Origin of the sequence: Lacticaseibacillus nasuensis JCM 17158, assembly GCF_001434705.1 — a bacterium.
GTDB classification, from domain to species: domain Bacteria; phylum Bacillota; class Bacilli; order Lactobacillales; family Lactobacillaceae; genus Lacticaseibacillus; species Lacticaseibacillus nasuensis.
In genome coordinates this window covers 188311-212299 of record NZ_AZDJ01000001.1, presented here as the reverse complement: position 1 = coordinate 212299, position 23989 = coordinate 188311, and the positions used below count along the sequence as shown (strand labels likewise).

Below are 23989 nucleotides of genomic sequence, written 5' to 3'. Positions count from 1 at the left end.
AGGTTAACTTCCAGTCGATGCTGAGCCGGCGCTTGGGGCCTGGCGCAACGTCGTTAAGGCGTTGTGCGCCGCGTCTTGCTCAGCCGCTTTTTTATTTTTGCCGACGCCGGTGCCGAGCACCTGGCCGTCGACGACCACGTCCACCTTGAACTGGCGGGCGTGGGCCGGACCGTTTTCACTCAGCAATTGGTATTCGATCTTGACCTCGCCGTCTTGCTGCACAAATTCCTGCAGCGCCGTCTTGTGGTCGAGGTTGGCGTCGAACTCCCCGGCGGCGATGTGCGGGAAAATCACCTGCTCGGCGAATTTCACGTTGGCTTCACGCCCTTGGTCGAGGTATAGCGCGCCATTGAAGGCCTCAAACAAATCCTCCAACAGCGTCAAGCGGCTGCGCGCGCCGGCGGCTTCTTCGCCCTTGCCGAGGCGCACGTAGCGATCGAAGTGCGCCTCCTTAGAAAACATCGAGAAGCTGCGGGTTTGCACGATAGCCGCGCGCATGCGGGTCAGTTTGCCTTCTGGCAGCGTCGGGTAGTGGCGGTACAAGTAATCCGACACGGTGATCTCCAGCACCGCGTCGCCGAGAAACTCGAGGCGCTCGTTGTCGCGCAGCCCCATGTTTTGGTGCTCATTCACATAGGAGGAATGGGTGAAGGCTTCGTCAAGAATCGCGAGATCCTTAAACTCGATCCCGTACCGGTGCCGCAATTCACTGACAAACTCTGATGCAACCATGTGCTTCCTCCTCTAATGTGACCGTAACGTGTCCTTGCCTATTATACAGAAGAGCGCGCCCGGCCGCAAAAAGTCTCGCAGAAACTTCTCGCACAAAAAAAGACAACCGCTTGCGCGATTGCCTTCTGGAAATTAGAGTTTAGTCTTTAGCAGTAAGTTCCACTTCGTTCCAAGGAGATGAACCCCATTGGATGGTGAAGTTCTTGACCCGGTTGGAAACAGGCGTTACGTTGGTCCGGTATTGCACTGGTTCAACGTAGTCTTGATCCATCATCCACTTCTGCCATGCGTAGAACGCCTTCTTACGGTGATCCGCATTCAGAGAAGCTTCACTGTCGATGTCAGCAATCAGCTTGTTGTGCTTCTTCGAAACGAAGCGGCTGAAGTTGTAAGGCGCTTGTTCACTGAACAAGTCAGCAGGTGAAGGTTCGGAAGACAGGGACCAAGCGGCCTGGAACACATCGTAGTCGTTCGTGTCGTTTTGGATCTTGTCGTAGAAGTTTTGGAATTCAAGCAGGCGACCAGAAGTCAGCTTGACGCGCAGGCCGATCTTCTTCCATTGCTGGATGTAGTCTTGGGCAATGGCAGTCGCGGAATCGCCACCGGCCATGGAAGCGAAGCGAATGGTCAACTTCTTGCCGTTAGGATCAGTCCGGTAGCCATCTTTGCCCTTCTTGTAACCCGCATCATCAAGCAGCTTGTTCGCCTTCTTGATGTTCAGTGGGTAGCCCTTCAAGGAGCTGTCGTGGAATTCCTTGAAGACAGGTGGAATCAACGTGGTCCCAGTGGAACGCAGGCCTGGGTAGAACTTGTTGTTGATTTCATCCAAGTTCAGCGCGTAGCTCATCGCCTGACGCAGGGACTTGTTGTTCATCTTGGCGTTCTTGTCCATGACGTTGACACCCTTCTTGGCGTCCCACTTACCAACGTGGAAGCCGATGTAGGTGTAAGACAAGTCTTCCTTACCAAGGATCTTGTAACCCTTGACGTTCTTGTAAGAAGAATAGTTATCGGTAGGCATTTCCATAGCAATGTCATACTTCTTGTTCTTCAAACCAGAAACGATGGAGGAGGTGGAAACAACGGAGGCTGTCAGCTTCTTAGTCTTCGGTTCGCCCTTCCAGTAGTACTTGTTAGCCGTGTAGGCAACGGATTGGCCAGGCACGATCTTGCTCATGACGTAAGGGCCAAAGAACAGTGGCGACTTCCGCACTTGATCGCTAGAAGCCAACTTCTTGAATGGCACACTCTTCAAGTAGTGGTATGGTGCAGCAGATTCAAGGAAGTAACCATTCCCGGACTGCGTAAAGCCTGGCTTCATTTGCTTGAAGTGCAGGATGACTTTCTGGCCATCGGCACCGTCAGGCATTTCAACCCCAGAAATCGTCTTGGACTTGCCATCATGATACTCGCTCAAGCCTTCGATGTTCTGCAAGGAACCGGTGTAACGAGAAGTCGACGTGTCTTTGTTGGCGACGATTTCGTACGCATACTCGATATCCTTGGCAGTCACAGGCTTGCCATCAGACCACTTCACGTTCTTCTTGATCTCGATCGTGGCGGTCTTCTTGTCGTTGTCGAACTTGATGCTGGCAGCACCTTTGTCGTTGAACTTGAAGCCGGACGTGGTGCCAAACAAGGATTCAGCCGCTGGTGTCATGAAGTCGGCATCGTAAGCATCATCATAGAGCTCTTCGTTGAAGACCCCTTTGAATGGCGAATCATCAACAACGGCGATGTTCAAGGTTGCACCCTTGACCGCAGCCTTCTTGTTAGTCGTTGCTAACGGGAAGGTTTGTTGTTTGGTGGAACTGCTGGAGCTGCTGGAGCTGTTACTCTTGGAGCCGCAAGCCGCCAGAAGCACGGTTAAGGCAGCGACCATGGTAACAGAACCCAGAATGGATTTTTTACTCATGTTGTTTCCCCCCTAATTTCCAGAACCCCTCAATCCTTTGCCCAAAGGATTGAAAAGCTTTCTGTGACAAAAATGATAGCATCATGAAAATTCTACGTCAACTGTAATGTGCAAAAAGTTTGAGAAATTGGCGAAGTTTTTCATGAAATCCTCATTTCATGAGACTAACCACGGCGTTGACGGGAGTCAGCGGCGCGCTTCAAGGCCTGGCCGACGAAGTTAATCGACAGCGACAGCCCTAACAAGACTAACGCGGCTGGCAGCCACACCCACCAGCGGTCGATGGTGACTTCGGGATTGGTCGCATACCCGATTAAGGTCCCAAGACTAGGCGTGCTGTTTGGCAGGCCAAAGCCCAGGAAGGCCAGCCCAGATTCTAGGCCGATACTTGAGGCGATGGTCAGCGTCAAGTCGGTGATGATGATGGAGCTAATATTCGGCAAGACGCCGGCAAACATAATCTTAAAGTTGCTGGTGCCGCTAGTTTTCGAGGCGTACACATAATCGCGCCGCCCTTGCGACAAGACCTGTGAGCGCACGAGTCGCGTGGTGGTCATCCACGAAAAGGCCGTCATGATCATGACCAGCTTGAAGCCGTCGTAATGTGGCACGATGGTGACCAAGACGATGATCAACAGCATGGATGGCAGGACCATCCAGAAATCGACGATGCGCATGATGACGTTATCGACCATGCCGCCGAAGTAACCGGAAATGGTGCCGAGCACGATGCCGATAAACTCGATCAGAATCGCCACGGAAACCCCAATGCCGATGGAGTTACGGGCGGCAACGAACAGATACCGGAAGATGTCCCGGCCGCCTTCATCGGTGCCGAGAATGTGCCCGTTCACGCCCGGGGCCATGTAGCGGTCCAAGACGTTAACGTTGGTGGTCAGCTCCCCGGAGTTCATGGTGCCGACGATCAGCGCCGCGGCAATAATCAAAATCGCGATGACTAAGGCGACGATGGCGCCTTTGTCCTTCAAAAATTCACGTACAATTACCCGGAAAGCGGAAGGTGAAGCGGCAATTGCAGTTTCTGGCACCTGGGTGTCAGTCGTTGGTGTGTCTTCTTTAGCCATTGTCATTTCCCCCTTTCCTACTCGACCCGGACACGTGGATCAACGATGCTCATGATGATATCGGACAACAAGTTCCCTAACAGGGTCAAGAAGCCGAACAGCAAGGTCAATGCCGTGATGACGGAATAGTCGTTAGCAGTAATGGACGAAACGAATAATTGCCCCATCCCTTGGTAACTGAAAATCGTTTCAACGTAGATCGACCCACCGAGCAAGCCGGTGATCGAGTTCCCCAGAAACGCCGCGATTGGCAGCAAGGAGTTGCGCAAAATGTGCCGGTTAAAGACGACGCGTTCTGGCACCCCTTTGGACCGCGCGGTGCGGACGAAGTCTTCGTTGGTGTTATCGATGACCCCGGCGCGCAGGTACTGAATGGTACCGCTGGTGCTGACCAGCCCCCCGACTAACGCCGGCAAGATCATGTGGTACAAGCGACTGCCCCAGTAGCCAATGGTGCCTGGATCGGCGTTCAATGACACGTAGCCGCTCGTTGGGAACCACTGCAACACGTAGCCGAAGACAACCAAGCCGAACAGGTAGAACACGAAGGATGGCATCGCCAGCAAAACGAACGTGTACAGCTGGATGCTCTTGTCGCGCAACGTGTCTTCATACCGACCGGCGATGACGCCAAACGGAATGGCGATCCCGTAAGAAATGACTACCGTGAGCAGCGCCAACCAGAAGGTGTTGACCGCGCGTTCACCAATCAAGCCGGTGACGGCGCGCTTGTACGTGTAGCTTTGCCCTAAGTCGCCATGGAACATGTTGACGACCCAGTGGAAGTATTGCGTCCACCACGGGTCATTCAACCCGGCGGCAGCTTTTAAGTGCGCGATTTGCGCTGGGTCTGTTTGCGGCGTGATCAAGCCGGTGAAGGGATCCCCAGGCATCATCTTGGCGAGAATGAACACCAAGATACTCAGCAAAATCAGCTGGGGAATCATGATCAGCACGCGTCGTAAAATTGTTTTCCACATAGTCTACGCCTCCCCGCCGTCTGCCAGTTCCGGTAAGGCGGCCTGGTGCGTGTCGCTGACCCGTTGCAGGTCATAGACGCGCCCATTCTTGTCGTAATACCGGTTCTCTTCTTCGGTGAATTCCTTTTCGATGGCCTTGCGGTGCGCCACGTGGGCGTCACGGTCGCCGGGCTTGACTTCAGGAATCGCCGCCAACAAGCGCTTGGTGTAGATGTGCTTCGGGTCGGTGTAGATGTCCTCGCGCGTGCCGATTTCAACGAAGCGGCCGCGGTGCATGATGGCCATCGCCCGACACATGTGCTTCACGACACCCAGGTCATGAGAGATGAACAAATAAGAAATGTTGTACTGTTCCTGGATGCGCTTCATGAAGTTCAGCACCTGCGCCTGCACGGACAGGTCCAGCGCCGAAACGGGTTCGTCGGCGACGATCAACTTCGGGTTGGTCGCCACGGCCCGGGCCACGCCGATGCGCTGGCGCTGGCCGCCGGAGAATTCATGCGGGTACTTGTACAACGCGTCGCTTGGCATGCCGACGATGTCCAAGAGCTCCTGGACGCGCTTGCGTTCTTCCGTGGCGCTGAGGCGTTGGAAGTTGCGAATCGGCTCGGCGATGATGTCTTCGATGCGCTTACGGGGATTCAGGCTCGACAAGGAATCCTGAAAAATCATTTGGACGTCCTTGTTGTATTGCAAGGCCTTGCGGTTCTTGGCCTTGGTGATGTCCTTGCCCTTGTAAATAATCTGGCCGGACGTAACGGGCTCGAGGCCCACGATGGCCTTGCCGATGGTGGACTTACCGGAACCGGATTCGCCAATCAGCCCGTAGGTTTCGCCTTCTTCGATGTCGAAGTTGACGCCGTCGACGGCGAGCACATGGTCGGTGACGCGATTCCAGAAGCCGCTGCGAATCGGGTAGTGGATCTTGAGGTTGCGAATTTCAATCAATGCCATAATGTTTCCCCCGTTAATCTTCCGAATCGTCGGTGACGCCGGCGCCACCAACCGCAGTTTCTACGGCTGGCTTGTCCGGTGCCGCGGCGATTTGCTCGGCGGTTGGTGCCGGTTCGTCTTCGAAGTGGAACGACTTGTAGCACGTGCACTGAACGAAGTGATCCGGGCCAACTTCATGCATCGTCGGCTTGGCTTCATGCGCGCTGTCAGGAATCCACGGAATCCGTTCGGCGAAGCGGCAGCCTTCAATTTGCATGTTTTTCAATGACGGCACGACGCCTTGGATGACGTGCAGTTCATCGTCATCGGAGTCCGCCTGCGGCATGGAGCGCAGAAGACTGCGGGTGTACGGGTGCGTCGGGTGCTCGAAGACATCCTTGACGCTGCCTTTTTCCACGATTTGGCCGGCGTACATGACGGCGACGCGATCCGCGGTTTCGGCCACGACCCCGAGGTCATGGGTAATCAAAATAATGCCGGAGTGGGTTTCGGATTGAATCTGGCGCAACAAGTCCAGAATCTGGGCCTGAATCGTGACGTCCAGCGCCGTGGTCGGCTCGTCGGCGATGATGATCGGCGGCTTGCAGGCGATGGCAATGGCGATGACGACACGCTGGCGCATGCCCCCAGAAAGCTCATGCGGATATTGGCGGAAGGTGCGTTCCGGATTCGGAATACCAACCTGGCCCAAGAGTTCCAAGACGCGCTTGTCGCGCTCTTCCTTGGTCATCTTGGTGTGGTACAGCAAGGTCTCGGCGATTTGGTCCCCAATGCGCATCAGCGGGTTCAACGCCGCCAACGGGTCCTGGAAAATCATGCCGATGTCGTTACCGCGCAACCGGTTGTAAATGGGTTCGTTGAGCCCCACCAAGTTCAGGTCACTGTACAAAATGTCACCGGTAACCTTCGTGTTCATTGGATTGTGGAGCCCGATGATGCTGGTGGCCAGGGTACTTTTCCCCGAGCCGGACTCGCCGACGATCGCCAGGATCTCGTCTCTTTTCAGGGTCAAGCTGACATCATCGACGGCATCATAGAAATCATCGCCAACACGAAACGCAGTGTGAAGGTGCTGAATATCCAGCAATAGGTCTTCTGGTTTGTCCATCGTAAATCCCCCTTTTCCTTCCCACTCTTTTGACAAGTATGAGAACTAGATTAAATTTCAAATCAATTTATGATTCATTATACAAACCACCCCGCCCCTTTGCAAGAGGCGAAGCGCGTCGGTTTACGCTTTCAAAGCGTTTTCTTGGTGATTCCGGCGCTTTTTTTGGCAATCGGCCCGCAATTTTCCCGTGTGGCGGCACGCTAAGCGGCAAATGAGGGGCGCTCATTGTTGGTAATTGTAAGTAAACAGGCGTCTACGCATCATGAACAACTGAGCCGAAAAGAAAAACGGCCTGGTTAGCCGTTCGTTGGATTGCTGGGTGTGGTGCGCGCATCATCACTGACTTAGCGCGACAAGCGCCTTATTTGCTTTGGTGCGCGAGCACGTATTGCACGGCGTCGCCGACGGTCACAATCTTATCGGCATCCGCGTCGGGAATCTCGGCGCCGAAAGTATCCTCGAGCTCGAGCACGAACTCCACGATGTCGATCGAATCGGCGTCGAGGTCTTCCTTAAAGTTCAAGTCGTTGGTGATCTTCGCCGCTGGAATCTGAAAGTGGTCTTGGATCAAGCCCGAGATTTTATCAAATGCTTCTTGCTCAGTCATGATGTTCCTCCTTGTCAATTACACGAGGACTAATATACCGGTTTCAAGGCGATTTGTCTATGCTTGGGTGAAGTAGTCGACGACTTTGGTGATGGTGCCGTTTTGCACCATATCGTGAATCTGGCGCACGGTGTAATACACCGCCTTGGCGTCGGCGCCGCCGTGGGCCTTCACCACCGGCGCCTTCAACCCCAACAAGGCCGCGCCGCCGTAGCTGGAAACGTCGAAGGTCTGGGCAATGTTGGTGATGCCGCTTTTCAGCATTAAACCGCCGAGCTTGCCGCGCACGCCGCCGTCATAAATTGCGTGCTTAACCAGCCGCAAAATATTCTTGGCCGTGCCTTCGATGGCCTTCAGCGCGGCGTTGCCGGTGAAGCCATCGGTGACCACGACGTCCGCCACGCCGTTCAACAGGTGATCGGCCTCGACGTTGCCGATAAAGTTTAGGTTCGGCATGTCGCTGAGCAGCTTGTAGGTCTCCTGGTGCAACGCGTCGCCTTTGTTGGCTTCACTGCCGTTGTTCAACAGCGCCACGCGCGGATTCTTCAAGCCGCGCAGGTCGCGGGCGTAGAAGTCCCCCATCACCGCGTAGTTCACCAGCTGTTGCGGACGATTCTCCGCGTTGGCGCCGACGTCAAGCATCACAAAGCCCTGGCCGTCGACGGTGGGCAGCGTCGGCATCAAGCCGGGCCGATCGATGCCGCGAATGCGGCCGACGATAAGCAACCCGGCGGCCAACAGCGCCCCGGTGGAGCCGAGGGAAAAGACGGCGTCCGCGTCTCCGGCCTTTACGGCTTGAGCGGCCAGCACCATCGAAGCCTGCTTCTTGCTGCGAATCGCGTGCACCGGCTCGTCGTCGCTGTTAATTTTCTCCGTGGTGTGCACGATGGTGATGCGCGTGTCGGACTTTAACAACGGGCGAATCTGTTGTTCATCCCCGTAAAGCGTGAATTCGACATCGGTCAATTCGTCGCGCGCCTGCTCGACACCTTCAATGACCACCTGTGGGGCGTGGTCGCCGCCCATCGCGTCAACTGCAATTTTCATCCGTAACTCCTCCGTTTTTCGCTGGCCGTTAAGGTCTAGTCGTCAGTATACCACCCCGGCGGCGCCGCGCCCAAGCGCGAGGTCAGTCGAGCACGCCGCGGGTTTGTTGCTGGCGGGCCAGGTACGCCCGCAGCGGGGCAAACTCCGGCGCACTCAAGGTCGGGTCCTGCTTGAATAAGCGCGCCGCTTCTTGTTGGGCGACGTTTAAGCTCGCGTAGTCGCCCACCGGATCGCCCACGCGAAACTCGGGCAGGCCGCTTTGCTTCTGGCCAAAAATGTCCCCCGACCCGCGCAGCGCGAGGTCTTCTTCGGCCAGTTTGAAGCCGTCGGTGGTGGTGACCATCGTTTGCATCCGGGTGACGCCGGTGTCGTTTTTCGGATCGGCAATCAAGATGCACTGCGCGGCGGCGTTGCCGCGCCCCACGCGGCCGCGCAGTTGGTGCAACTGCGCGAGGCCGAAGCGGTCGGCGTCAAAAATCGCCATCACCGTGGCGTTGGGCACGTCGACGCCGACTTCGACGACGGTGGTCGACACCAACACCTGGGTGCGCCCGGCGGCAAAGTCGTGCATGATCGCGTCTTTTTCCGCCGGCTTCATTTGCCCATGCAGCAAGGCCACGCTGCCGCGGTCGCCCACGGCGTGTTGCATGTCTTCATATAATTGTTCCGCGTTTTGCAGGTCGATTTTCTCGCTTTCGGCAATCAACGGCGTGATGGCAAAGGCCTGATGCCCCGCCGCCAGCGCGGCCAAAATCGCCGCATGCGCCTGGCGCACCTGATTTTTGCGCAGCCAGATGGTGGTGATGGGCTGGCGGCCGGCGGGTAATTCGTCGATGCTCGACACGTCCATTTCGCCATACGCGGTGATTGCCAGCGTCCGCGGAATCGGCGTGGCGGTCATCGCCAGCAGGTCGGGCTTCAGCCCTTTTTCCTGCAAAATGCGGCGCTGGTTGACGCCAAAGCGGTGCTGCTCGTCGATGATGGCCAAGCCCAGCGCGGCAAAGTTCACGTCGGGTTGGATCAAGGCGTGGGTCCCGATGACGATATCGATGGCGCCGCTGGCCAAGTCGGCGTACGTCGCCTTGCGCTCGGCCGCCGGGGTCGACCCGGTCAATAGCGCCACTCGCACGGGAAAATCGGCAAAGAGCTTGGTCAGCTTGGCGTAATGCTGCTCGGCCAAGACCTCGGTGGGCACCATCAACGCCGCTTGGTAGCGCGCCGTCACCGCGGCGTACATGACGATGGCGGCGACGACGGTTTTGCCGCTGCCAACGTCACCTTGCAACAGGCGGTTCATGTGCGTCGGCCGGCGCATGTCCACGCAGATTTCGTTGACCACCCGCTTTTGCGCGTTGGTTAGCGCAAACGGCAGGGTTTGAATCAGCGCGCGGACCTTGGCGTTGCCGTAGGGAATCGCCAGGCCGTTTGCCGCCGTGTCGTTTGCCGACTTTAACGCCTGAATCTGACATTCAAATAGAAAGAACTCGCGAAAAATGGCGCTGCGCCGCGCGGCCTTGGCTTCCTGCGGCGAATCGGGAAAATGCATCCCGTGCACAATCGCCGAGTTGTCCTCCAGCCGGTAATGGGCGCGCAACGCCGGCGGCACTTCGGTGGGCAAGTCGGCGCCGTCGCGGTCGTAAGCGGCGCGAATCAACTCTTTTAACGTCGACTGGCGCACGTGCTTGTTCACCGGATAAATTCCGGCCAAAGACGGCGCGCCGTCGGTTTGCGTGGCCAGGATTTTCATCCCGGTCAGTGCCTTGCGGTTGGCGTCCCACTTGCCATAAATCGCCGCTTCGGTGCCTTGTTCCACCTTGTCCTTCAGCCACGGCTGGTTGAAGAAGCTGACGCGCACCACATCGCGGTCGACTTGCAGGTTAAAATTCAACCGGCTGGTGCGGCCATAACGCCCCACCACCGGCACGCTGGCCACGACACCCTTGACGGTAAGCTTCTCGCCGTCGAGCGCCGTGCTTAAGTCCTTGACCTGCAAGTCGTCGTAGCGAAACGGAAAGTAAAACAATAAGTCACCAATCGTCCGAATATCGAGACTAGCCAGGGCCTCGGCGCGCTTCTCGCCGACGCCTGGCAGGCTAGTCACGGAATCTGTCAACGCGATACGCGTCACCTCCCAACCAAAACGGCCCTGCGCCCGCGAGGCGAGCACAGGGCCGACGACTTATTCGACAGAGACCAGGTAAGGATATACCGGCTGGTCGCCTTGGTGAATCTCGACTTCGATCTCCTCATTGGCGGCGGTCACCGCATCACTGATGGCGTCCGCCTCGTCTTGGGTGCCAGAATCGCCGATGATGACGGTCACGATTTCGCTATCGTCATCCAGCATGGCGTTGATCATGTTGATCGTCGCCTGCTGCCGGTCGGCGTCGGTAATCTTGATGGCGCCGTCGATGATGCCCATCCAGTCGCCGTCGTGAATCTCCAGCCCGTCGATGGTGGTATCGCGAATCGCCTGGGTAACGGAGCCGGAAATCACGTTGCCGAGCTCGGCGGTCATGTTTGCCACATTGCTGTCGAGGTCGGCCTCAGGGTTATACCCCAACATCGCGGTCAGGCCTTGGTTAATCGTCTTGGACTTGACCACGGCGACTGGCAATTCGGCCGCCTTCGCCGCTTCTTCGGCCGCCATGAAAATGTTGCCGTTGTTCGGCAGCACGACGACTTGCTTGGCGTGCGCGGCGGTAATCGCCTCTAAAATATCGTTGGTGCTTGGGTTCATGGTTTGGCCACCGTTTAACACGTAGCTGACGCCGAGGCTCTTGAACAATTCGCCCAGGCCCTTACCGGCGGCGATGGCCACGACCCCAAAGGCCGCCAGCGGCTGCGGGGCAGCCGGCTTGGCTTCGTTGCGCTCAATGATGCTTTCGTGTTGCAGGCGCATGTTGTCGACCTTGATTTTCGCCAAGGTGCCAAACTGCTGGCCGTAACGGAACACGGTGCCTGGATGCTCGGTGTGGACGTGGACCTTGACGACTTCTTCGTCGGCCACTACCAAGGTGGAGTCGCCGAGGTCGTTCAAGTAGTTGCGGAAGCTTTCGTAATCGAATGGCTTCTTGTTATCCCCTTCGCCGAGGTTGACCATCATTTCCGTGCAGTAACCGTAAACGATGTCGGCGGGATCGAGTTGGGTCTGCGCGTCTTGATGATGCGTCGCGTTAACCATTTCGTCCATTTCCGCCTCGCTTGGCACATACGCGTTGACGTCGCCGTCGCCGGTGAGCCCTTCGCGGAAACCTTCATAAATGAAGACCAGGCCTTGGCCACCGGAGTCGACCACGCCGACTTCCTTGAGCACCGGCAACAAGTCTGGCGTCTTGGCCAGCGCTTTTTTGGCGCCTTTGACCACGGCGTCCATCACGACCACCGTGTCGCTGGACTGGTTGGCCGCCTTCAAGCCGGCCTTGGCCGCCTCGCGCGCCACGGTGAGAATCGTGCCTTCAACGGGTTTCATCACGGCCTTGTACGCAGTTTCGACACCGCTGGCAAACGCGTCGGCTAAATCTTGTGCCGTCAGCGTCTGCTTGGGCTCCACGCTTTTGGCAAAGCCGCGGAACAGCTGGGACGAAATCACCCCGGAGTTCCCGCGGGCGCCCATCAACAGGCCCTTGCCCAGGTGCTTGGCGAGTTGCCCGACATGATCGGCGTCGGCTTCCAACACGGCCTTGGCTCCGGTTTGAAAGGTCAGGTTCATGTTCGTCCCGGTATCGCCATCCGGCACGGGAAAAACATTCAATGAATTAACAAACTCAGCATTTTTATTAATACGGTGGGCCGCCATCCGGATCATGTCCTGAAATTTAGCCGCACTAATCGTCGTAACTTCCACTCGGTGTTTCCTCCTCAATGCGCTTGTCGAATCGGTGATTAATCGTCGCCGAGAACGCGCACGCCTTGTACGATCACCGTCACCGCGTTAGCCGTGACGCCAAGCATCGTTTCAAGATTATACTTCACTTTTTCTTGGACATTGCGGCACACCTCGGAAATCTTGGTGCCATAGCCGACGATGATGTTGACCTCCACCGTCACCCCGTTGTCCTGCTGGCGCACGACAACGCCGCGCGAATAATTCTCGCGCTTCAAGATGTCGTTGAGATTGTCACGAATCTGATTGCGACTGGCCATCCCCACGATGCCATAAATGTCGGTGGCAGCGCCGCCGACGACCGTGGCAATCACGCCATTCGCGATATCGATCGTGCCAAACTTGGTCTTGATTTTAACCGCCATGAAAAAGTCCTCCTATCAAGTAGTGAGCCGGTGCGGGAAGAAACGGAGCGTAGGCGCCGCCTGAGCGCTGAAGCACGGGTTGTGTGCTTCGAGCTCAGGTGGACCTACGCGCAGTTTCTTGCACCGGCGAGCACAATTAGAGCAAGTCGTGAGCAACGGCGGTTAGCGAGTGGCGCAGAGGCGCCGCCTGAGCGGTGAAGCGCGGGTTGTGCGCTTCGGTGACCAGGTGGTCCTCTGTGTAGCTCGCTGCCGTTGCAAGCACAATTAGAGCAAGTAGTGAGCAACGGCGGGTAAGTGACGGAGCACAAGCGCCGCCTGCGTGGTGACTGGCGGGTTTTGCCAGTCAGTGCGCAGGGGGGACTTGTGTGCAGTCGCTTGCCGTTGCGAGCACAATTACGGCGCAAAAATCCCGTCGCATTTCTACGATAGTTTAGCATATTTCGCCGCGCCGCGCGAATCACGGGCAACGGTGCCAACAGAATTGGCCACAACTCACCTCAAATTTAGAATACGCAAAACTTGATTGGCTGACCACCCAACCGAAAAATTTGCTGGTCGCGATTAATGCCCACCCTGTGCACCACGCCAGCCCCCGATTTGCCCACTGAATATTTTCTGTATGAACTCGATGGGCACTTTGAAATTCCTGCATATCCGTTCTATTTGCCAAGCCCGGGCGCACCGCGAAAAAATCGACGTATCCCTTGGCGCTCAAAGAAAGGCGCGGCCGGACCGCAAAAATCATGCGCTGTTAAACGATGCATACGCCGCTGCCACGCAGAACTACCCACCTGTCTGCACGTGAGCGGCCCTGATATTTACCGAGTAATCAGCCAAACCCGCGCCAGCACTGCGTTCCGAGGCGATTTTTGCGGTAGGTTTTTGCTTGGCAAATAGCCGGTTTCGGGCCACTTTCCGCCTACCCGGCCGCTGCGGGTCACACGAAGTTCGGTCTATTCGCGACTCGGCTGCCGTGCTATGCTAGGAGATATTAATCCAGAAAGAGGCCGACCCGTGAAATTTCTCGACGCATTGGATTCGATTTTTACTTCTATCGGCAACACCGTCGCCATCGGCTTGCTCTTGATTGCCGTGGTGATGCCGGCGTTGCAGCCGATCATGATGGTGCTGTTGCCCATCGTCTTTTTGCTGGGGACCCTTTCCTACGGGCGGCAGCAACGCTGGTGGCTGACCGGCCTGTACGGCGTGATCGCGGTGGCCGTGATTATTTTTGATTTCGTCGAGTTCTTCGCCTAGCTGTCAAGTATTCTTCCTTAGCAGAGCTTGCAAATGCCCTGTCCGTATGATAAGTTAGTCTAGTGAAAAATTCGCAGGTAGCGAAGTAGCAAGGAGGGTCTCACTTTGGCAAAGGACGTAATCACCGGGCGCCACACGACTTTCGGCAATAAGCGGTCTCACGCTTTGAACTCCAGTCGGCGTGCTTGGAAAGCAAATCTTCAAAAGGTACGCATTTTAGTTGATGGCAAGCCAAAGCGCGTGTGGGTTTCCGCTCGTGCATTGAAATCAGGTAAAGTGACTCGGGTCTAACCCGCTAGCGAGAACAATCTTGTTCTCGTTTTTTTGTGCCGAAAATTATCCAGAACCGACAACACGCCTGACTCGGCCGAGTCAGGCGTGTGTTTAATTATCCACTTGTTGCCCCCGCCGGTCACGGCTGTATATCACAGCCACTACCCCGGCAGTCAGGCTCACCGTGATCGGCTGCGTCCCCACGAATTCGTTGGAGGCCCAGGCGAATGGCGTTTGTGACGACCAGTCGCGCAGCGTGTACTTGCCGCCGGTGATGGTCAGCCCCGTCACGCCCATCAGCGGCACGATCCCGATATAATCATACCCGGCTTGTGGCGAAAATGTGCGGGTGCCGCCGGCCAGAAAGTACGCCAGATTGTCGTGATCCACCAGACTGATTTGCGCAGCAAACGGTTGAAACCGCGCCTCGGCAGGCACATAGAGATTCGCCAGCAGATGATCCAACCGCCCGCCGGTGGCGCCCACCAGCGTCACCGCATCGGCGTGATGATCCATTAAGGCCAGCTGCACGGCCAGCTCCGTGTCGGTGTCGTCTTTTTCCGGCTGCACCGCCGTGATGTCCGCCACCGCCGAAGTCACCCGCGCGTGCTCGGCGGCAGTGAGCGAATCAAAATCCCCCACGGCAAACACTGGCGTGATGCCGGCGTTGAGCAAATGCAAGGTGCCGCGGTCGACGCCGACCCAATCTCCTGGCAGACTCGCCCAGTTGGCCGGTAACTCCTCAACCGGCCCGCCGAGCATCAGATTCAGCCGGGTCATTAGTGTTCGAAGGCGCGCAGCTTGGCGATTTGCGCGGCGGGTTCGCCCTTGCTGAAGACATAGGAGCCGGCCACGAAGATGTCGGCGCCTGCGGTCAGGCAACTTTCGATGGTTTGGTCGCTGATGCCGCCGTCGACTTCGATGTCAAACTGCAAGCCGCGGGCCTTACGCATGTCGCTGAGCCGGCGCACCTTGTCGGCCATTTCAGGCAGGAATTTTTGCCCACCGAAGCCGGGGTTCACGGTCATCACCAGCACCTGGTCAACATTCGGTAGCAATTCGTCGATGGTGCTCAGGCTCGTGCCGGGGTTGACGACGATGCCGGCCTTCACGCCGCTAGCCTTCATCAACTGCAAGGTGCGGTGAATGTGTGGCGTGGCCTCGACGTGGGCCATGATGGTATCCGCACCGGCCTTGGCGAAGGGTTCGATCCACATGTCCGGATCGGTGACCATCAGGTGAACGTCCAGCGGCAAGTTGGTGATTGGGCGCAAGGCGCTGACGATGCCAGGGCCAAAGCTCAGGTTCGGCACGAAATGGCCATCCATGATATCGACGTGAATGACGTCGGCGCCGGCTTCCTCCACGACATGAATGTCGCGTTCCATGTTCACATAGTCAGAGCTTAAAATCGACGGTGCAATCTTCATTGAAAAATCCTCCTGGCGCGATTTGCGCAACTTATTGTTTACGATAAACCGGCCGCTTGCCGGCCAGCTCACTGCGAAACTGTAAATAATTCTCATAGCGACTCGGCATGATGGTCCCGGCCGCCACCGCGGCCTTCACCGCGCACGCGGGCTCGGCAACGTGTTGGCAGCCGCGGAACTTGCACTGCCCGGCCACCGCAACGAACTCCGGAAACCGGTCGCGCAACTCGGTGAGCTCGACGTCCAACAGACTCAGGCTGGAAAAGCCCGGGGTGTCGGCGACCAAGCCGCCGTTAGCCATGAATAACTCGGTGGTACGCGTCGTGTGCTTGCCGCGGTTTAAGGCCTTGCTGATGGCTCCGGTGGCTTGCGTCAGCCCCGGCACCAGATGATTCAGCAGCGTCGACTTTCCCGCGCCGGTTTGCCCGGTGAAAATCGTCAGCTTGTCGGCAAACGTCGCCTGCACCGCCGCCATCGTCGCCGGCGCAAACGGCGGCTCGCTGTGAAAACTCGCGTAGCCAATCTCCGCATACCCGGCCAGCCAAGTGGTGATTTGCGCCAGTTGCGCCGGCGTGGCGAGGTCGGTTTTGGTGAGGTAAATGCTGGCGTGAATCTGCTTGCCTTCCAGATACACAAGGAAGCGATCCAGCAGATTCAAGGAAAAATCCGGTTCGACAGCCGCCACCACCAAGATGGCGGCGTCGACATTGGCCACCGGCGGGCGCACCAACGCGTTTTGGCGCGGCAACACTTGGGTCATGCTGCCGTCGGAATGGCCGTCAGCCGTCGGGGTGAAGGCCACCCAGTCGCCGACCACCGGCCGCAGCTTGCTTTGCCGCAGCTGGCCGCGGCCGCGCGTGCGATAGACTTGGTCGCCTACCGCGATATCGTAGTAGCCACTGATTTGGCGAATGACCCGGCCCTTTAAAGTTTCTGTCACGTGGTTGCCTCCTTTGGTCAATCGCTGCTACTGCTGCTGGATTCTTCCGTGGTTTTTGGTCCCTTGGAAATCACGACGTTAATCGTCTCCCCCGGCTTGAGCTTCGTCCCCTTGGCCGGGGATTGACTGGCCACCTGGCCCTTTGCCACCGTATCAGAATAATCGTCCGTGACGGCTAATTTCAACCCATTGTCATCGGCGTAGCGTTGCGCCAAGTTCTGGCCGAAGCCGGTGAGGTCTTGAATGGTGACCTCCTTGTTGGATTCCGCCTTGCTCGGGTCAACCCCCTTGCTGACGGTAATGGTCAAGGTGTCGCCGCGCGCCAACATCGTGCCCGGCGCCGGGCTCTGCTGGCTGACCATGCCCTTGGCGACATTATCGTCGTATTCGGAATCGACCTTCAGCGTCAGACCCTGCGTTTCGGCGTAATCACGCGCCGAGGACTCGGTGTAGTTGCCGACCAAATTGGCGACGGCAAACTTGCTGGAACCGGAGGACACGGTGAAGGTTATCGTCGTGTCGCCTGGCACAACCTTCTTGCCGGCGGCGATGTCTTGATCCGTGATTTGGCCGCTTGGGGCGGTGTCCGAAGTCGTTTCCAGCTTCGACACGGTGAACCCGCGGTCTTCGAGATCTTTTTTCACATCGTCGTAGTCCTGGCCGACGTAATCCTTCAGCGTAAATTTCTTCACGCCTTTGCTGATGACGATGTCGACCTTGCTGTCTTCCTTGAGATCCGTGTTTTGCGCCGGGTCGCTTTTAATGATGCGATTCTTGGCGACCTTGGTGCTGGACTGCTTGGTGATCTTGCCGAGCTTCAGGTTGCTGTTGGCTAAGGCGGACTTGGCCTGGGTGGTGGTCATTCCCCGCAGGTCGGGCACGGTGGTGTCGCTGGGGCCGCCGACAAACGCGGCAATCAGCAAACCGATCAAGGCCGCCGCCACGACGCCGGCGATGATAAACGGCAGCCGCCGCTTCCACTTGGCCTTGTTGCTCAACACTTTGGTCACCGGCGTCACCGGGCTATCGTCCTTGGTGGCCGCTTCGACTGGCGTCGCCGGCGTGGTGGCAGCTGCAGCCGCGGCGGCCGCGGGAATAATCTTGGTTTCGTCGAGGTCGGAGGCGACCGGCGGCACGTATTTTTCCTCGTGCGCCCGGGCCGGACTCAAGGCGGTGCGCAGGTCGCTGGCCATGGCGTCGGCGCTGGTGTAGCGGTTCAACGGATCCTTGGCGGTGGCCTTGATCACCACGTTTTCCAAGGCTTGGGGAATGCGCGGGTCAAAATCGCGCACGCTTGGCATGTCCTCTTGGAAGTGCTTCAGGGCGATAGCCACGGCCGAATCGCCTTCAAACGGCACGGTGCCCGTCAGCATTTCAAACAGGATAATTCCCAGCGCATAAATGTCGCTTTGCTTGGTGGGCATGCCGCCGCGCGCCTGTTCCGGCGAAAGGTAGTGCACGGAGCCGAGCAGCGAGTTGGTCTGGGTCATCGAGTTGTCGGACAACGCCACGGCGATGCCGAAGTCGGAAATCTTCGCGGTACCGTCTTGGGCAATCAGGATGTTTTGTGGCTTCAAGTCGCGGTGGATGATGTTGTGGTCATGCGCGGCTTGCACCGCCGACAGCACCTGGGTCATGATTTCCACGACGCGCTGGTACGGAATCGGAAAATGCTCGACGATGTATTTCTTCAAGTCCGTGCCTTGCACGTACTCCATGACCAGATATTGCTGGCCGGACGCCTCGCCGACATCGTAAATCGCCACGATGTTGGGGTGCACCAATTCGCTGGTGGCATGCGCCTCCCGCTGGAAGCGCCGCAGCGTGTCCGGGTCGTCTTGCAGATCCAGCCGCAACACCTTCACCGCCACATCGCGGTCGAGGATCAGGTCGCGGGCCAGGTAGACGTTGGCCATGCCGCCTTCGCCTAGCGTGCGGATTAACTTGTATCGTTCGTCTAAGACGACGCCAGGTTCAATCATGCCTGTCCCCTCCAATCCTGATGAATGATGAGTGCGGTGATGTTATCCGGGCCGCCGGCGGCATTGGCCGCGGCCACCATTTGCCCGGCCATGGTGCCGATGGGAATCCCGCTAGCCAAAATATTGGCCAGCTGGTCGTCGCTCACCTGGTTGGTCAAGCCATCCGAGCACAGCAACAAGTAATCCTGATACTCCATGTCGTAAATCGTCACGTCGGCGTCGACGGAATCGGCCACGCCAAGGCTGCGGGTGATGACGTTGCGGCGCGGAAACTTCCGCGCCTGCGCCGGGGTCAGCTCGCCGGATTTGACCAGCTCGTTGACCAGGCTGTGGTCCTCGGTGATTTGCACCAGGTGCCCGCCGCGGTACAAGTACCCGCGGGAGTCGCCAATGTTGGCCACCACGAAGCGGTTGCCGGAGATGATCACGGCCACCAGCGTCGTGCCCATTCCGGACAAATCAGCGAATTGGTTGGCTTTTTCTAAGATCAGGCTGTTTTCCTGTTGCAGCTCGAAGACCAGCCACCGCACCAACTCGGAGATGTCGGCGGCGGTGGTGTTTTCAAAGGCGTAGCCAATGTGGGACACGGCCATTTCGCTGGCCACATCCCCGCCTTGATGCCCGCCCATGCCATCGGCGACGATGGCGAGCATCGCCTGGCCGCGGTTGGTGAACAACCCGACGTAATCTTCATTATTCGGCCGTTTTTGACCAATGTCGGTTCGGTATGCGAATTCCATGAACTCTCCTATGCTTCCCGCACAAAACTGGCAATGAAAAACCCGTCCGTGCCGTAATCATCTGGGAACAGCTGCAAGGCCGGCGCACTGTGCGCGGCCAGCGGCTTGGCGGTCGGAACGGCCACCTGCTTGAACCCGGGATGGGCGGCCAAGAAGGCGGCCACCACGTCCTGATTTTCCTCACGTACCATTGTACACGTACTGTAAGTCAGCCGCCCGCCTATTTTCACCACCGGCGCCACGCCGGCGAGGATGGCCAGCTGGATGTCGTGCAAATGCGTCAGGTCTGCCGGCTGCTTCTCGTAGCGAATCTCGGGCTTGCGGCGCATCAGCCCCAGCCCGGAGCACGGCGCGTCGACCAGCACGGCGTCAAAACTCTCTGGCGCAAACGCCGACGCTACCGCGCGCGCGTCCATCGCCCGCGCGCTCACGCGGTCGGCCAGGCCGAGGCGCGCGGCGTTTTGGGCGATCAGCTTGACCTTGTGCGGATGCAAATCCAGCGCCGTGACCTGCCCGCCTTGTGCGGCGTCGAGGTACTGCGCGATGTGCGTCGTCTTACCCCCTGGCGCGGCGCAGGCGTCGAGCACGTGGTCGCCTGGCTGCAGCGCCAGGCTCGGGGCGACGAGCTGCGAGCTTTCGTCTTGCAAGGTGAAGTCGCCCGCGGCAAACTCCGGCAAGCCGGCGAGGTGGCCGCCTGGGGCCACCAGCCCCACGGCGGAAATCTCGCTCGGCGTTAGTTCCGGCACGCGATCGGCCAAGGCGGCTTGCAGCGCGGCCGGCGTCGTTTTCGTGGTATTCACGCGCAGCGACGCGGCGGCGGGTTGGTTAATGCTGTGCAAGATGCTGGCGGTGCGCTCGGGGCCGAGTTGGTCGGTGAGCTTGGCCACCAGCCAGCGCGGCGTGGAGCTGGCGATGCTGAGGCGCTCAAGCGGGTCGGCGATTTGACCAAAATCCGGCTCGCCTGCGCGCTGCACCTGATGCATCACGGCGGTGACCAGCTTGGCCACGCCGGCGTTGCCGCGCGCCTTGGCCAACTCGGTGGTTTCGTAAAACACCGCGCGGGCCGGCACCTTGTCGAGGTAGCGCAGCTGAAACACCGCCGTTTCCAGCAACGGCATCACCCAGCTCGCCAGTTTTTTGCCGGCAACGAAGGGCTTGAGGATGTACTCCAGTGTCAGCTTGTGTTGAATCACGCCATACACAATCGTGGTGGCGAGGTTGGCGTCGCGTTGGTCCAGGTGCGCCTGGCGCAACGCCGCGTCGAGGGCGAGGTTCGAATAGCTATTTTGCTTGCTGACTTTTTCCAGCACCGCTAGCGCCACGGCGCGAGCATTATTGGGCATTGCCAATGATGAGGTCTCCTTCTTTGATGGCTTGACCGGCGCCGTTTAAAAACGCGGCAATCGGCTGGCGGCTCTTGCCCGCCGGCTGCAATTCGTCGATGGCAAAACTGGTCTGCGCACCAGCCGCCACCACCAGGCGCTTCTTGCTGCGTTCGACGACGACACCAGGCGCGGCGGTGGTCGCCGCTGCCTGCGGCGTGATCGCCCACAGCTTGACGCGCTCACCGTTCAGGTAAACGTAGCCGCCCACCGCCGGCCGCAAGCCGCGCACCCATTGGTCGAGCTGCGGCGCCGGCAAGGTGATGTCGAGGTGTTCCTGCTCCTTGGTTAGCGTCGGGCTAAAGGTCACCAAAGCCGGATCCTGTGGCCGCTTGGTGGCCGTGCCGGCGATGATTTGCGGCAGCGTCTCGAGCAACAAGTCGCGGCCCATCAGGCTGAGCTTGGCGAAAACGGTGCCGGTATCATCGGCGCGCGTCAGCGGCAGGGTTGCTTGGGCGTAGATGTCGCCGGCGTCCATGGCCTTGACCATTTCTATGATGGTCACGCCGGTTACCGCGTCGCCGTTAATGATACTGTATTGAATCGGCGCGCCGCCGCGGTACTTTGGCAGCAGCGACCCGTGGACATTCAGCGCGGCAATCTTGGCCGCCTTCAGGAACTTCGTCGGCAAAAACTGGCCATACGCGGCGGTGACGATGAGGTCCGGGGCCAAGGCGATGGCTTGGTCCAGTTCGGGGCTGCCGCTGAGTTTTTCCGGCTGCAACACGGGAATGCCGAGCTTGGTGGCGGCGACTTTCACCGGTGACTGCTGGAGGCGCTGCTTGCGCCCCACCAGCCGATCGGGTTGCGTGATCACGGTGACCACGTCGTATTTTGCCGCCAAGGCGGTGAGAATCGGCACGCCGAACTCCGGGGTGCCCATGAAAATAATTGATGTCATGCTAAACTCCTTTATGTTGGCCACGTTACACGAAGCTTTGCGGCTCGCGGTCGATGGCCACTTGAAAGCCTTGGCGGCCGCTTTGTTGCGTCGAATCGAGAATCTGGGTGAGCGTGGCGGCGAGTTTTGGCTCGCGTGTGTACTTCACGACGATTTGATAATAGTAGCGATTCTTCAGCCGCGCGATGGCCCCAGGCGTCGGCCCCAAGACGATGGCCGCCGGGGTCAGGCCGGCCTTCAATGTTTTGGCCAGCGAATAAATCGCCTTGGCCGCCTGCTCGGCACTTTGGTGGCTGACGGTGAGCTTAATCGTGAAGTAATACGGCGGGTAGTGGCCGAGGTGGCGAATCGCCATTTCGCGCCGGAAGAACCCCTCGTAGTCGTGGTGCTTGGCGTAGGTGATCGCGTAGTGGTCGGGATTGAAGGTCTGAATGATCACGCTGCCGGGCTTGTCGGCGCGCCCCGCCCGCCCACTGACCTGCGTCAGTAGCTGAAAGGTGCGCTCACTGGCGCGAAAATCGGGCAGGCCCAAGCCGGTGTCGGCGTTGATTACGCCGACCAAGGTGACGTCGGGAAAATCGAGCCCCTTGGCAATCATCTGCGTCCCGAGTAGAATATCCGCCTCGTGCCGGCCGAATTTAGCCAGCAGCTTGGCGTGGCCGCCCTTCTTGCGCGTCGTGTCGACGTCCATGCGCAGCACCCGCGCTTCCGGCAGCAATTCGTTGAGCTTGGCCTCGACTTTTTGCGTGCCGGTGCCGTAGTAGCGAATCTTCGTCGACCCGCAGCTCGGGCAGCGGTGCGGAATCGGCTCCTCGTGGCCGCAGTAATGGCAGCGCAAGGTGTGCGTGTCCATGTGCAACGTCAAGCTGATGTCGCAGTTGGGACACTGCACCACATACCCGCACTCGCGACACATCACGAAGCTCGAGAACCCGCGGCGGTTGAGCAACAGCACGCTTTGTTCGTGGCGCGCCACGCGGTCTTGCAAGGCCGTCAGCAATTCCTGAGAAAAATCTTCTTGGCCGCTTTTTTTCATCGCGTCGCGCATGTCGATGATCGTCACCGGCGGCATCGGTTGCTGGTTAATCCGTTCCGGCAGGCGCAGCAAGGTGTACACGCCTTTTTCCGCCCGGGCGCGACTTTCCAGACTCGGCGTCGCGCTGCCCAGCACCACCGGCGCGCCAAACGTGGCCGCGCGGTGCAAGACGACATCGCGGGCGTGGTAGCGCGGCGCGTCGTCTTGCTTGTAGCTGGTTTCGTGCTCCTCGTCGATGATGAACACGCCGATGTTGGTCAGCGGGGCAAACGCCGCCGAGCGCGCGCCGACGACGATTTTCGCCTCACCGCGCTGGATGCGCCGCCACTCGTCGAACTTCTCGCCGTCACTGAGCCCGGAATGCAACACGGCGACTTGGCGCCCGAAGCGCCCGGTGACCCGGTGCACCATTTGCGGCGTCAACGCGATTTCCGGCACCAGCATCAACGCGGTGCGGCCCGCGGCAATCGCCTGGGCGATGATTTGCAGATACACCTCGGTTTTCCCGGAGCCGGTGACCCCTTCGAGCAAAAAAGTTTCCGCCCGGCGCGCGGCCACCGCCGCCGTCACCGTCGCCACCACCGGCTGTTGGTCGGCGGTTAACGGCAGCGGCGTGGTGAGCTTGGCCCCGCGCAACTCCGGATAAGGATCGCGATACACTTCGCGCTCCTCCAGCCGCACCCAGCCGCGCTTGGCCGCGGCGGTGAATGGCGCCCGCGGCAGTTGACTCTCGGCGATGGCCGGCTGCTGGCCGGCGGCGGCCCAGTCGCTCAGGGTTTGCAGCAAGGCGCGCTGTTGCGTGGCATTTGCCCGCAACGCAGCGGCGGCCTTGCTATATTCGGCTGGGGTCAGCAAAGGCACGGCGTGAGTCTCGGTTTTCACCTTGGCCCGGTCGTGGCGGCGGTAATGTACCACCAAGTCGCCGCTGGCCACGCCGCGCAGCAGCTTAGCCAACTCGGTTTGGTCGGTCATGGCGGTGAGGCTGACCTCAGGCGCGGTGAGCATGGCCTCACCGGCTGGCGTGGCGGCGGTGACGGTTTTATCCGTGTCGACCTTGAGCATGGTCGGCAGCATCGTTTGAATACACGAGATCCAAAACGCGTAGGTGGTGTCGGCCAGCCAGTGCGCCAGCGCCAACAATTCGGCGTTGAGCACCGGCGCGGGGTCGAGCACACTGGAAATGGACTTCAGCTCGCCGGTAAACGTCGGCGCGGCGTCAATGGCGACGACCATGCCAGCGACGTCGCGGTGACCGAATGGCACCCACACGCGCATCCCCGGCTGGACGGACTCGGCCAAGGCGGTCGGAATCTCATAATCATAAGGCCGATTGGTTTGCATCGTTGGCACATCCACGATGACTTTT

General features: G+C 58.8%; 21 protein-coding genes and 1 pseudogene. 2 read left to right on the top strand and 20 right to left on the bottom strand.

Going from position 1 to position 23989, the window contains the following annotated elements:
* Positions 1 to 3 precede the first annotated feature (3 nt).
* The 12 genes and pseudogenes from rnc to FD02_RS11595 form a co-directional block, all read right to left on the bottom strand.
* On the bottom strand, positions 4 to 732 hold the full coding sequence (gene rnc, locus FD02_RS01055; protein ID WP_056949900.1) for a ribonuclease III: 729 nt from the start codon (positions 730 to 732) through the stop codon (positions 4 to 6).
* A 139-nt stretch (positions 733 to 871) separates the two neighbouring features.
* Positions 872 to 2647 carry an oligopeptide ABC transporter substrate-binding protein gene (locus tag FD02_RS01050; protein WP_056949899.1) on the bottom strand — a complete coding sequence of 592 codons (1776 nt, stop codon included), beginning with the start codon at positions 2645 to 2647 and terminating at the stop codon, positions 872 to 874.
* Positions 2648 to 2811: 164 nt separating this feature from the next.
* Positions 2812 to 3732 carry an ABC transporter permease gene (locus tag FD02_RS01045; RefSeq protein WP_056949898.1) on the bottom strand — a complete coding sequence of 307 codons (921 nt, stop codon included), beginning with the start codon at positions 3730 to 3732 and terminating at the stop codon, positions 2812 to 2814.
* A gap of 17 nt (positions 3733 to 3749) precedes the next feature.
* A complete protein-coding gene (gene opp4B, locus FD02_RS01040) occupies positions 3750 to 4712 on the bottom strand; it encodes an oligopeptide ABC transporter permease (RefSeq protein ID WP_054723074.1) in 963 nt (320 codons plus the stop codon).
* A gap of 3 nt (positions 4713 to 4715) precedes the next feature.
* The gene (locus tag FD02_RS01035) at positions 4716 to 5666 is read right to left on the bottom strand and encodes an ATP-binding cassette domain-containing protein (RefSeq protein WP_054723075.1); all 951 of its coding nucleotides are present in this window, start codon (positions 5664 to 5666) and stop codon (positions 4716 to 4718) included.
* Between the two features lie 112 nt (positions 5667 to 5778).
* A pseudogene (locus FD02_RS01030) lies at positions 5779 to 6774 on the bottom strand (ABC transporter ATP-binding protein); the annotation flags it as partial.
* Between the two features lie 364 nt (positions 6775 to 7138).
* Entirely contained in the window at positions 7139 to 7384 is a 246-nt protein-coding gene (acpP, locus tag FD02_RS01025; protein WP_054723076.1) for an acyl carrier protein, read from the bottom strand.
* 57 nt (positions 7385 to 7441) lie between these two features.
* Positions 7442 to 8431, bottom strand: coding sequence for a phosphate acyltransferase PlsX (plsX, locus tag FD02_RS01020; protein ID WP_056949897.1), 990 nt, complete (start codon positions 8429 to 8431; stop codon positions 7442 to 7444).
* A gap of 82 nt (positions 8432 to 8513) precedes the next feature.
* On the bottom strand, positions 8514 to 10550 hold the full coding sequence (gene recG / locus FD02_RS01015; protein WP_054723082.1) for an ATP-dependent DNA helicase RecG: 2037 nt from the start codon (positions 10548 to 10550) through the stop codon (positions 8514 to 8516).
* A gap of 60 nt (positions 10551 to 10610) precedes the next feature.
* Positions 10611 to 12278 carry a DAK2 domain-containing protein gene (locus FD02_RS01010; protein ID WP_056949896.1) on the bottom strand — a complete coding sequence of 556 codons (1668 nt, stop codon included), beginning with the start codon at positions 12276 to 12278 and terminating at the stop codon, positions 10611 to 10613.
* A 38-nt stretch (positions 12279 to 12316) separates the two neighbouring features.
* Complete coding sequence (locus FD02_RS01005) at positions 12317 to 12682, bottom strand: Asp23/Gls24 family envelope stress response protein (RefSeq protein ID WP_054723077.1); 366 nt, start codon at positions 12680 to 12682, stop codon at positions 12317 to 12319.
* Between the two features lie 136 nt (positions 12683 to 12818).
* Positions 12819 to 12944, bottom strand: a complete 126-nt coding sequence (locus FD02_RS11595) for a hypothetical protein (RefSeq protein ID WP_268871588.1) — start codon at positions 12942 to 12944, stop codon at positions 12819 to 12821.
* Between the two features lie 752 nt (positions 12945 to 13696).
* Between FD02_RS11595 and FD02_RS01000 the strand changes: the two genes are divergently transcribed.
* Together FD02_RS01000 and rpmB are read left to right on the top strand one after the other, a co-directional pair.
* Positions 13697 to 13939: a hypothetical protein gene (locus FD02_RS01000; protein WP_054723078.1), complete on the top strand. Its 243-nt coding sequence runs from the start codon at positions 13697 to 13699 to the stop codon at positions 13937 to 13939.
* A gap of 105 nt (positions 13940 to 14044) precedes the next feature.
* A complete protein-coding gene (rpmB, locus tag FD02_RS11020; RefSeq protein ID WP_082603255.1) occupies positions 14045 to 14230 on the top strand; it encodes a 50S ribosomal protein L28 in 186 nt (61 codons plus the stop codon).
* 93 nt (positions 14231 to 14323) lie between these two features.
* On the opposite strand, the gene FD02_RS00995 is transcribed toward rpmB, so the two are convergent.
* The 8 genes from FD02_RS00995 to priA are packed head-to-tail and all read right to left on the bottom strand — an operon-like array spanning position 14324 to position 23964.
* The gene (locus FD02_RS00995) at positions 14324 to 14992 is read right to left on the bottom strand and encodes a thiamine diphosphokinase (protein WP_056949895.1); all 669 of its coding nucleotides are present in this window, start codon (positions 14990 to 14992) and stop codon (positions 14324 to 14326) included.
* Positions 14992 to 15642 carry a ribulose-phosphate 3-epimerase gene (rpe, locus tag FD02_RS00990; RefSeq protein WP_056949894.1) on the bottom strand — a complete coding sequence of 217 codons (651 nt, stop codon included), beginning with the start codon at positions 15640 to 15642 and terminating at the stop codon, positions 14992 to 14994. The genes FD02_RS00995 and rpe overlap by 1 nt, the downstream gene beginning before the upstream one ends.
* A gap of 31 nt (positions 15643 to 15673) precedes the next feature.
* Positions 15674 to 16582, bottom strand: a complete 909-nt coding sequence (gene rsgA / locus FD02_RS00985) for a ribosome small subunit-dependent GTPase A (protein WP_054723079.1) — start codon at positions 16580 to 16582, stop codon at positions 15674 to 15676.
* Positions 16583 to 16599: 17 nt separating this feature from the next.
* On the bottom strand, positions 16600 to 18564 hold the full coding sequence (pknB, locus tag FD02_RS00980; protein ID WP_056949893.1) for a Stk1 family PASTA domain-containing Ser/Thr kinase: 1965 nt from the start codon (positions 18562 to 18564) through the stop codon (positions 16600 to 16602).
* Positions 18561 to 19304 carry a Stp1/IreP family PP2C-type Ser/Thr phosphatase gene (locus FD02_RS00975; protein WP_056949892.1) on the bottom strand — a complete coding sequence of 248 codons (744 nt, stop codon included), beginning with the start codon at positions 19302 to 19304 and terminating at the stop codon, positions 18561 to 18563. The genes pknB and FD02_RS00975 overlap by 4 nt, the downstream gene beginning before the upstream one ends.
* Positions 19305 to 19312: 8 nt before the next feature.
* The gene (gene rsmB, locus FD02_RS00970; RefSeq protein ID WP_056949891.1) at positions 19313 to 20647 is read right to left on the bottom strand and encodes a 16S rRNA (cytosine(967)-C(5))-methyltransferase RsmB; all 1335 of its coding nucleotides are present in this window, start codon (positions 20645 to 20647) and stop codon (positions 19313 to 19315) included.
* Complete coding sequence (fmt, locus tag FD02_RS00965) at positions 20637 to 21587, bottom strand: methionyl-tRNA formyltransferase (protein WP_056949890.1); 951 nt, start codon at positions 21585 to 21587, stop codon at positions 20637 to 20639. The genes rsmB and fmt overlap by 11 nt, the downstream gene beginning before the upstream one ends.
* A gap of 25 nt (positions 21588 to 21612) precedes the next feature.
* Entirely contained in the window at positions 21613 to 23964 is a 2352-nt protein-coding gene (gene priA / locus FD02_RS00960) for a primosomal protein N' (protein WP_056949959.1), read from the bottom strand.
* Positions 23965 to 23989: the final 25 nt, after the last annotated feature.

Excerpts from the sequence above, each read along its gene's own strand:
- rnc (WP_056949900.1), bottom strand. The coding sequence starts at position 732 with ATGGTTGCATCAGAGTTTGTCAGTGAATTGCGGCACCGGTACGGGATC.
- FD02_RS01050 (WP_056949899.1), bottom strand. The coding sequence starts at position 2,647 with ATGAGTAAAAAATCCATTCTGGGTTCTGTTACCATGGTCGCTGCCTTA.
- FD02_RS01045 (WP_056949898.1), bottom strand. The coding sequence starts at position 3,732 with ATGGCTAAAGAAGACACACCAACGACTGACACCCAGGTGCCAGAAACT.
- opp4B (WP_054723074.1), bottom strand. The coding sequence starts at position 4,712 with ATGTGGAAAACAATTTTACGACGCGTGCTGATCATGATTCCCCAGCTG.
- FD02_RS01035 (WP_054723075.1), bottom strand. The coding sequence starts at position 5,666 with ATGGCATTGATTGAAATTCGCAACCTCAAGATCCACTACCCGATTCGC.
- acpP (WP_054723076.1), bottom strand. The coding sequence starts at position 7,384 with ATGACTGAGCAAGAAGCATTTGATAAAATCTCGGGCTTGATCCAAGAC.
- plsX (WP_056949897.1), bottom strand. The coding sequence starts at position 8,431 with ATGAAAATTGCAGTTGACGCGATGGGCGGCGACCACGCCCCACAGGTG.
- FD02_RS01005 (WP_054723077.1), bottom strand. The coding sequence starts at position 12,682 with ATGGCGGTTAAAATCAAGACCAAGTTTGGCACGATCGATATCGCGAAT.
- FD02_RS00995 (WP_056949895.1), bottom strand. The coding sequence starts at position 14,992 with ATGACCCGGCTGAATCTGATGCTCGGCGGGCCGGTTGAGGAGTTACCG.
- rpe (WP_056949894.1), bottom strand. The coding sequence starts at position 15,642 with ATGAAGATTGCACCGTCGATTTTAAGCTCTGACTATGTGAACATGGAA.
- pknB (WP_056949893.1), bottom strand. The coding sequence starts at position 18,564 with ATGATTGAACCTGGCGTCGTCTTAGACGAACGATACAAGTTAATCCGC.
- FD02_RS00975 (WP_056949892.1), bottom strand. The coding sequence starts at position 19,304 with ATGGAATTCGCATACCGAACCGACATTGGTCAAAAACGGCCGAATAAT.
- rsmB (WP_056949891.1), bottom strand. The coding sequence starts at position 20,647 with ATGCCCAATAATGCTCGCGCCGTGGCGCTAGCGGTGCTGGAAAAAGTC.
- fmt (WP_056949890.1), bottom strand. The coding sequence starts at position 21,587 with ATGACATCAATTATTTTCATGGGCACCCCGGAGTTCGGCGTGCCGATT.
- priA (WP_056949959.1), bottom strand. The coding sequence starts at position 23,964 with ATGCAAACCAATCGGCCTTATGATTATGAGATTCCGACCGCCTTGGCC.